Annotated in this window: 7 protein-coding genes; 2 read left to right on the forward strand and 5 right to left on the reverse strand. The window is 53.0% G+C overall.

What is annotated here, in order from left to right; genetic code table 11:
- Positions 1–301 precede the first annotated feature (301 nt).
- From BMW65_RS23700 to BMW65_RS23720, 5 genes are all read right to left on the reverse strand, one after another.
- On the reverse strand, positions 302–1,231 hold the full coding sequence (locus tag BMW65_RS23700) for an ATP-binding protein (protein WP_090609487.1): 930 nt from the start codon (positions 1,229–1,231) through the stop codon (positions 302–304).
- A 51-nt stretch (positions 1,232–1,282) separates the two neighbouring features.
- Positions 1,283–2,422 carry a PepSY-associated TM helix domain-containing protein gene (locus BMW65_RS23705; RefSeq protein WP_090609489.1) on the reverse strand — a complete coding sequence of 380 codons (1,140 nt, stop codon included), beginning with the start codon at positions 2,420–2,422 and terminating at the stop codon, positions 1,283–1,285.
- A 3-nt stretch (positions 2,423–2,425) separates the two neighbouring features.
- The gene (locus tag BMW65_RS23710; protein ID WP_090609490.1) at positions 2,426–5,032 is read right to left on the reverse strand and encodes a TonB-dependent receptor; all 2,607 of its coding nucleotides are present in this window, start codon (positions 5,030–5,032) and stop codon (positions 2,426–2,428) included.
- 96 nt (positions 5,033–5,128) lie between these two features.
- The gene (locus BMW65_RS23715) at positions 5,129–6,094 is read right to left on the reverse strand and encodes a FecR family protein (RefSeq protein ID WP_090609492.1); all 966 of its coding nucleotides are present in this window, start codon (positions 6,092–6,094) and stop codon (positions 5,129–5,131) included.
- A 60-nt stretch (positions 6,095–6,154) separates the two neighbouring features.
- Positions 6,155–6,700, reverse strand: coding sequence for an RNA polymerase sigma factor (locus tag BMW65_RS23720; protein ID WP_090609493.1), 546 nt, complete (start codon positions 6,698–6,700; stop codon positions 6,155–6,157).
- A gap of 141 nt (positions 6,701–6,841) precedes the next feature.
- Here BMW65_RS23720 and BMW65_RS24005 point away from each other — a divergent pair, with 141 nt between their 5' ends.
- The gene (locus tag BMW65_RS24005) at positions 6,842–7,039 is read left to right on the forward strand and encodes a hypothetical protein (RefSeq protein WP_143054018.1); all 198 of its coding nucleotides are present in this window, start codon (positions 6,842–6,844) and stop codon (positions 7,037–7,039) included.
- A gap of 432 nt (positions 7,040–7,471) precedes the next feature.
- A complete protein-coding gene (locus tag BMW65_RS23725; protein ID WP_143054019.1) occupies positions 7,472–8,833 on the forward strand; it encodes a hypothetical protein in 1,362 nt (453 codons plus the stop codon).
- The last annotated feature ends 151 nt before the right edge of the window (positions 8,834–8,984 follow it).

Consider the following 8,984-nt stretch of genomic DNA (forward strand, 5'->3'; position numbering starts at 1 on the left):
TTCCTGTTTGAGGAGAATTGGGGCTTCATCGAAAAGGGGCGAGACCGCCATACCAAAACCAGGGACGAGCTATGGCAAAACGTGCTGGAAGAAAAGGTCATGTTGGCAGAAGAGTTAAAATAAAGATATCAACCTACCACCCTATAAGATTGTCAATAGCGGCTGCATATCAGGTATTCCGAAGCTGATATTAAAAAAATTCATCGCTTGTAGACTGAATTGAGGAATTGATAGAGACGTTAGCGTTAAATTATTTAGTGACCTCCCCCCTGAAAACAGCGACAGTCATTCATGTAGTTTATTAATCAATCACTTCCCAATGGCCGCCTTTGGCTGGGCCGATACGGGTCAGTTTATTGGCCCGCTGCAATTGGCTGATGTTGCGCTCTACCGAACGCTCAGTAATACCGAGCAACCGTGCAAGATTAGGGATGGTGATTTCGGGATTCTCCCGAATGTAGGCTATAATTTTCCCCGACGTTTTCCCTGTGTCGGTCGCCCTCTCGGCATAAACAACGACACGGAATCCATGTTGGAAATTCTCGAATTTAGGGGCTTTCAGCCCATACTGTTCAAAGGCCTCGCGGATACGCCGGATTCCTGAGCCGTACTTTTCTATCAATTGAGCTTCCTTAAAGGTAGCTGCGACTTTACGGTTGCGGGCGTAGGAAGAATAGTCATCGGCAAGCAGCTGCTCGATGGTGATCGTGTCCGGCAGGTGACCGGGATTGAAAAACTCGATATAATCGTCAAAGATTTTTACCGACGAATCGCCGCTATTCATATAATCACGATGGACAACCATATTGGTGACGATTTCACGCAGTGCCGGCATCGGATATTGCCAACGCTCCTCACGCTGTGGGTCGCCGGTAATAATGTATTCCTTATTGATGTGCTTCCGGATGAACGCCAATACTTCTTCCACTTCGGTAAACAGGTCGCTGCGGGATGTCTGGCCATCCTTGATACTGGTTGGTGTAGAAAAGCGGCCCAATTCAAACGACTCTATACCAATGGTAAAACCTTTGACAGGCTTGCCGCTATCGTCAACCCCAATTAGCACCTTTCCTCCCTTGCTGTTTGCAAACGCCGTCAACGACTCAATGACCCCGTCATTAAACGAACTCTTGAATTCGGTAGAGCTGTTTTCGCGCGTCTGCTGGATTTCCTCCGTAAAGAGAATACCGTATTTCTCCCGGTATGGCTTTGAAAGTGGAAGAGATACCAAATGGTTTGCATGTTGAATTAAAATATACCGAGCAGAAAGTAAAGCAACCCGCTACGATGCCCGTGTCCGCTTCTTTTTCCGTCCCTGCCACCAGATGACCGCTCCGGTCACCGGCAGACTGGCACAGATCAGTGAGATGCCGAAGGCAAGAATCTTGCCCGGCAGACCAAAGATGTTACCGATGTGGATGTCGTAGTTCATGGCGCGGTATTTTGCGCCGGGGGATTTGTCGATGTAACGATGGCCGCTTAGCTTTCTTCCGTCTGTAGCCTCATAGGTGTTCAGCGTATACTGGTATCGCTGCCGCCCGTAAGGGTAGGCCAAGCCCGTAACGGGTGCGCCCGTTCCCGCATCCGGCAGGTTCAGTAGGTAATACCGTGCTCCGGGCATATCAGCCCATAGATCCCTGACAATCCGTTCCAGCGGTCCCTCCGGGCCGGGCAGGCGGTTGTCTGTTACGGTCACCGTGCCCGAGGGGCGCTCCCCGCCGTCCAGCAACCGCTGCACGGTATGGTCTACCTGCGGGAAAGCCCACACCAGCCCGGTCAGTGCCAGTACCAATGCAGGCACCAGCGTGTAAAAGCCCAAAATATTATGCAGGTCATAGTTTTTCCGCTTCCAGCGTGTCCGGTCCGTCCACACGAAGCGTATCCGCTGCCGCAATGCCGATCGTTTGTGCGGCCACCACAGCACCAGTCCAGTTGCCAGCAACACGGCAAACACCACTGTACTCCAGCCTACGATCCACCGGCCTGCACCAGCCAGCAGCAGGTCGAAATGCAGGTGGAACACCAGGTTGAAAAACTCGTATTTCGTGTTTTCCATGTACATGACACCGGCTGTGTACGGATCTATGTAGCAGGTATAGTAGTAGGGGTATTGCGCCCCATAGTGCCATGCATCCGCATCGAAACGGTAAGCGATAAACCGGACAGCGGCATCCGGCCGGTTGGGAATGAATACTTGGTTTGCCGGATGGCCGATCGCCTTTTCCGCCGTTTCCCTGAGCCGGTCAAGCGGAACCATGGCGTGGCTGCCGGGCACCACCCGCTGGCGTTGCCGATAGATAAGGGGGGTGATTTCATCCACGAATGCGTACAGGCATCCGGTGATACTCAAGATCAGCACCACCAGCCCGGACAGCAGTCCGAGCCAGCGGTGCAGCCATAATATAGTTCCTTTCGCCGTCAATCCCTAAAACTTAAAGGTGAGGCTGGCCAACCAGTTTGCCAGTTTCTGCGGGGTTCCGTTCGTGTTCCAATAGTGCTCGTCGAGCAGGTTGTTGCCCTTCAGCGCGATGCGGTACCGTTGCCGGTCGTAGAACAGTGACGCATTCAGTAGGGTATAGGCAGGTAGGCTGAACGTATTGCTGGCTTCGTACCAGGATGCACCCACGTAGTTCCCACCGGCGCCGAAGCCCAGTCCGGCAGCCTTTCCACGGGTGAGGAAGTAGCTCACCCACAGGTTGGCCATGTGCGCTGGACTATTCACGAGGAACTTACCTTCCACGTTGGCGTTGGCCTTTTCGTATTTGTTCTGGTTATAGGCATAACCCGCGATGACATTCAATCCCGGCACGGGGTTAGCCAGCACTTCGGCCTCCATGCCCTTGCTGCGCTGGGTGCCGTCCTGTACGGTGAAATTCAGGTTGTCCCGCAGCTCGTTGCGCATGGCGTTGGTGACCATGATATCGTAGTAGCTCACCGTCGCACTCAGCTTGCGGCTGCGGGCTTCGTATTTGATCCCGCCTTCCCATTGGTTGCCGTACTGCGGTTTCAGGTTCAGTATGGTATTGTCGGGTTGGGTCACCGGCCCCATGTTCTGGAAACCATTGAGGTAGTTGGCAAACAGCGACAGCCGCTCCGGCAGTATTTGGTAGACGATGCCCAGCTTGGGTGACAGCGAATTCTGCGCATAACCACCGGCGTACAGGCCGGTGGCCGGATTGTAGGACCCATCGGTGAAATACCGGTCAAAGCGCAGGCTGGCCATCACCATCAGCTCCGGGGTGACATTCAGCACATCGGAGGCGTAGGCAGCCCATGAGTTACCCACGAAATTTGTGGCCACAAAGCCCCTTGCCGCCGAAAGGTTTTCCAGTGCCGTGGCACTGAAATTAGGGATCGGCCTCCGCAGGTTCACGGTATCGTACGGTACCGTCACGCGGTTCAGCTCGTAGTAATTTTGGTTGTAATCCAGGCCTACCACTACCCGGTTTCGCAGGCTGCCCAAACGGAAATCCCCCACGAAGTTCTGCTGTAGCTGGATGTTCCCAAAATTCTCCGGGGTCTGGTTACGTACGGTGCGCGCCACCGTGCTGTCGGTTAGCAACGTGTGCGTAGGCGCGTAGTAGTGCTCGTAATACCCATGCGAAAGCAGGTAATTCGTTTCCGAGCGCCATTGCTCCGAAATCCGGTAGGTCACCCGTGCCTGTAGGTTATATACACCGTTCGCGGCATCGATGGCATTATTCAGCAGCGGCTGCTTATAGTCCACGGGGATGTCCGCCATGCTGCGTGCGCTGATGTTGGCGAGGTTTCCGATCACCATCGTATAGCCGGTGTAAGCACTCTGTGTGATTTCCGCATCGATCAGAAAAGTCAGCCGATCACTGGCCTTGTAGAGGAAGCTCGGTGCAATCGTGTAGTTCTTGGAATAACCCTGCTCCTGGAAGGATGCTTCGGTCTGCGCAACGGCGTTCACGCGCAGCAGTGCTGAACGTTCGGCATTCAGCGGCGTGTTGATATCCGCCATGAGGCGGCCGAAACGGTAGCTGCCTGCCGTGTAGCTCACCTCGCCCGCATAAGCATCGAACGGCTGCTTGGTCACGTAGTTGAAGACCCCACCGAAGGTGGCACCTCGGTTGCTGCCATACAGCGTGCCCGACGGGCCCTTCAGCACCTCCACGTGTTCCAAGATCGCTGGATTCATGGGTAGGATGGCGCTGGTCATCAATCCGTTCCGCATTCCGTTGAAATTCGCGAACCCCCGGATGCTCATGCCCTGCGATCCGCCCCCGGCAAAGTTAGGTACGGCACCCGGTACGTTGCGGTACAGGTCGGTGCGTTCGGTGACGAGCTGCTCGGAAATAAGTTCCCGACCCACCACACTATATACCTGCGGATTTTCCAAGTTGGCCAGCGGCAGCCGGGCCACCTGTTCGGAAGCCTTGTCGGCGTATTTGTTGATCTTCTCGCCGTTCACCTGCACCTCCTGCAGGGTCTGGGCGTCCTCGTCCAATGTAAAATCGACTTCCACCCAGGCACCGCTGGCTACCAATACCGGTTGCGTGCGGGTCTTCATGCCCACCGAAGTGGCTCCCAGGACGTAATTGCCCGGTTCTACCTTCTGGAAGGTGTAGCGGCCTTCAGCATCAGTCTGGGTCTTACGTCCTCGCAGGGCGACGGTCACAAAGGGTGCTGGCTGGCCGTCACGCGTACGCACCGTGCCCTGCACGGTAGCCGACCCATCGGCAGTCTGTATGGTTACCTGCCGTCCGTTTTCGCGTAAGCCCGCCAGGCGGTTGCCGAGCAGCTCGTGCAGCAGTTCGCCCAACGGCCTGCCGGTGGCGTCGACATATACGGAGCGATCCAGGTCCAACTGGCTGTCGCTGTACGATAGCGTGATTCCGGCCTTTTCGGCGATGGCGTCCAGCGCACTGCGGAGGGTTACGCCGGTCAGGCGGAGGGTCACCGGTGTTTCCAGCACCCGCTGTTGCCCAAGCGCGCGGGATCCGGCAGCCAGGACGGTAAACAATAGGAGAACTGTAATGAGCAATCGGTTTTTGGCGAATATTTGCATAGATTTGTGAACGTGTTAATTAATGGTGAAACATGACTTGTTAATTGACCGCCCGGTACAACGTTTGGCGATGGCGTACCGGGTTTTCTTCCTGATTTATCGATAGATTTTGAATTTCTTTCCCTGTTGTTCGTAGTTGAATTTGATGGCATAGGACAAGCTTTCCAGCACCCGGTGTACCGTCGGGTTGTCAAATTGCCCGCTGTAGGTTTCCCGCAGCAGCGCGGAATCCGTTACCTCGATATCGATCCCGTACCAACGTTCCAGCGCAGCGACGACCTCCGATAGTGGCATCCCGTCAAACCGCAGCCGATTGTCCTTCCAGGCCGTGTACCGTGCCGGGTCAACCCGGGCAACCGCAAGCGGCTGGATAGGCTGTGCAATCACCCGCTGTCCCGGTTCCAGCACGACGGAGTCCGGTTGATTTTTCCGGAGAAAGGCTACTCGTCCTTCTTCGAGCACCAGCTCGGTACGGTTTTCCGTGGGATAGGCCCGCAGGTTGAACTTGGTTCCGAGTACATGAGTACGGGTTTCGCCACTGCGTACGGTGAATGGCACCCCATCCTGTCTGACGATGCTGAAATAACCCTCACCTTCGAAATCCACCGTCCTTTCCCTGTGGTCGAATGCAGCCGGAAAGCGGATATAACTCCCCGCATTCAGATGCACGGTGCTGCCATCTGGCAGAATGACCTTTGCCTTCTGGCCGGGTTCGGTACGGTATTCCCGGAAAGCGGGTTCGGTGGTCGCGAGTGAAACGTTATGGGCTTTAGGTGTAATCAGCCAGTATACGGCCACGCTCACGGTGACCAATGCCAGCAGCGATGCAGCGACCATCCATAACCGGGACAGTCGCCTGGTTTGGCGCTCCGGCTTTCCGCTCCGGATATGGTTTTCGCGTAGGCGTCCCCATTCCCGGTCTTCCAGTGTCTGGAGGTGGGCGAGGTCCGGGATGTCCGGCAGACCGGGGTCTTCGGCCAGCCATCGTTCCACGGCAGCCTGTTCCTCGGCGGTGCAGCATCCCTCATAGTACCTGTCCAGCAGTTCCTGTGTGATCTTCATCTGGATAATACGGGACAAGCCCGGTATTTTCCTAAATGGCTGCGCAATAAAAAATGTAACTTATTGATAGTCTGCGAGAAATTTTCGGAGTGCGGCCACCGTCCGGTAGAGGTGGTACTCCACCGCCTTTTCCGATAGCGCCATAGCCAGCGCAATGGAGCGGTTGTCCAGCCCTTTTTCCCGGCTCAGGCGGTACACGGCCTGTGCTTGTTCGGGCAACCTCGTCAATACACCGTCAATGCGCTCACGCAGCTCACGGTAGCGTATTGCGTCCTCGGTGCTGTTCGCTCCGGCGGGGCGGTCGCTTTGTGCCGCTTCAAGGTGGTGGCGGTGTTGTCCGGTCGCACGCCAATGTCCCTGTGCTTCCAATTTAGCGGCGCGGTATAGATAGTGATGCATAGGGGTTCCTGGCTTTAGCAGGGCCCGTTTCCGCCAGGCCATCGCAAACACATCCTGCGCCAAGTCGGCGGCCGTCTGTTCGTCGTTCACGTAATGCAAGCAGATGGCAAACACCTGTTTCCATTCCCTGCGGTATAGCCGCTCAAAGGCAGCCTCATCCATGCCGGGGGTCGCTGCGTTGTCAGGCTGTATCGCTTCGGATTCCATACAGCGCAAAATTAGCGTTATTTAGATTAACTCCAAATAGAATCTGTTAAAACTGCCTATTTGAAACGCACCATCCGGATGTATTCGATTAATACGCAAGGCGACTGGTGCTAACTAGACCTGAACCGAGGCTATTACTACTTGGTTACCGCCTCGATCTTCAGCGCCTATTACGCACCTGCCCCGCTGGGCGCAGGCACGGCGCGAGTTCGAGTGGGCATTAGACACGATAGCTTCAGGGCTTCACATGCGTTACCCGAAATACTGAAGCTATATGCCGTGAAACGACAGGTAATGAATGAAAGGCCGGATGCCCAGGCCACCAAAGAACTTGGCTGAAATAATCCCTGCCAGTAATCAACGAGCTGGGCAAATGGAGCGGTATGGTATCACCTCGATGCCAAATCGCAAAGCCAAGCGCTGAAAAGAATGAGCCAATTGGACATGGGAGGTCTGTTCGTACTTACGCTCAGAAAAGGACCCGCAGGTCTGGGCACATACGTTCTTTGGCAGTTATACATGTGTTCTCTGGGTAGGATTATAATGAGTGGCGTTTTAGCGTCCTTCAGAAATGGCATCCAAGCACCAAAAAATATTAAAATACCTATTTTGGCGTATTGATTCGAGACATATTTTATCTTTTATTTGAAAAAATTCTAAAAACCATTCAACAAAGCCAAACAAAACGTATTTTCATTAGAATTTTTACCTTATAAAACAAACAACAAATACACAAAACATCTAAATAATCAAAACTACTCTTATACAAACATGAAACAACTTAAACTCATCCACAGAAGCCATCTCTTTTTGGTGATGCTTGTAACACTCGCTGCAATCTTTATCTATAGTTGCCAAAAAGAGCAATCTGCTATCCCCGAAGCAATAGAAGAAGAGCCAATAGGCATAGCCATGGAAGTCTTCCGGCAGAAAAATAAAGAAACGGTATCAGATACTTCCAACATGGACTACCGCCAGAAACTCGGGCGAACGGTAGACTGGGGGCAAGCCTATTACAATAGACTGGGCGACACACTTGTAGTATTCGCACCCGTCGGGTTATCTGAGGCTTTGTACTACTATCAAGACGATAGTACCAGCACCGAGATAAACAGCTGGATACGCCTCTTGAATGCCGGGGACACATGGCAAATACAGCTCATCACGATGTTTCCCGATTCGGTCGGCCAAGAGCGCTTCTCCGGGCTGGCCATCGTTAATGACTGGTACACCGGAGTTGGCGTTTATTCAACATTGCTGGACGGAAGACCCGTATCCAGGCAGCATTATCTTACCGCGAGGGGCAATTCAAAAACGATGCTCAGCATGGGCGGCGTTAATTGTACGTCCAGCACATACCATTCTTGTGTGACTGCGGGCTCTTACACCCATTGCACAGCTCATACTTCGCTGGATTGCACTTATAGCGATGAAGGACCGATGCCGGAAGAATATCAGGGGCCGGGGGAAGGTGGCGGTGGTGGTCCCGGATATAATCCACCTCCTCCTACTAAAAATTGGGACATCAAAAATGAAATTGATAATCCATGTTTAAGACAGACTATTGATAAGTCACTGAATCGATCAAAACCCGTGATGGGCTTAATTACCGACATCATCAAGGAATTAGACGGAGACAACATCGTTAATATAAACGTTATTGATGGAATAACTAAGACTGGAAGGCCCGGAGAGGTGACCAATTCAACATTAACGACAATAGGCGGTGTCCCCAAAAGATTCGTCGCAACCATTGTACTTCATGAAAACTATATGCCGGATGCATCACAAGAAGGAGCCCTTGCTATATTTATTCATGAGGTGCTGCACGCATATTTACAGAAAGCCGATCTTATCAATAAGGCTAAGACAAATCAACACCAGACGATGGCTACAAAATACGTTGCGCCCATGGCAAGCTATTTGCAGGAATTATTTGGGTTATCCCAATACGATGCCTTTTCCTTAGCATGGGCTGGTTTGACCTACACAGGTGCTTACGCCAATGTGACATCTTTTGACATCGGGGGAACTACTTATTTGAAAAGTGATGTCACACAGGCATCTTCAAGGTACATGGGCAGGGGGGCAGATGGAAACCTGATAATGGGCCGGGAACTATGTGATAACTAATTGAATGATAATGAATATCATACTAAAATGGCTGCTTATCGGCTGGTGCTGCGGAGCTGCAGCTGGTGCCATGGGGCAAGAGAAAAAATACATCATGCTGGACATGTTGGACAGCCTGGATATGCAGGATAGCCTTTACAAAGTAAGCCGC

Origin of the sequence: Parapedobacter koreensis, assembly GCF_900109365.1 — a bacterium.
Taxonomy (GTDB): Bacteria; Bacteroidota; Bacteroidia; order Sphingobacteriales; family Sphingobacteriaceae; genus Parapedobacter; species Parapedobacter koreensis.

Coding starts and splice junctions, on each gene's coding strand:
- BMW65_RS23725 (WP_143054019.1), top strand. CDS start 7,472: ATGAAACAACTTAAACTCATCCACAGAAGCCATCTCTTTTTGGTGATG.
- BMW65_RS23710 (WP_090609490.1), bottom strand. CDS start 5,032: ATGCAAATATTCGCCAAAAACCGATTGCTCATTACAGTTCTCCTATTG.
- BMW65_RS23715 (WP_090609492.1), bottom strand. CDS start 6,094: ATGAAGATCACACAGGAACTGCTGGACAGGTACTATGAGGGATGCTGC.
- BMW65_RS23720 (WP_090609493.1), bottom strand. CDS start 6,700: ATGGAATCCGAAGCGATACAGCCTGACAACGCAGCGACCCCCGGCATG.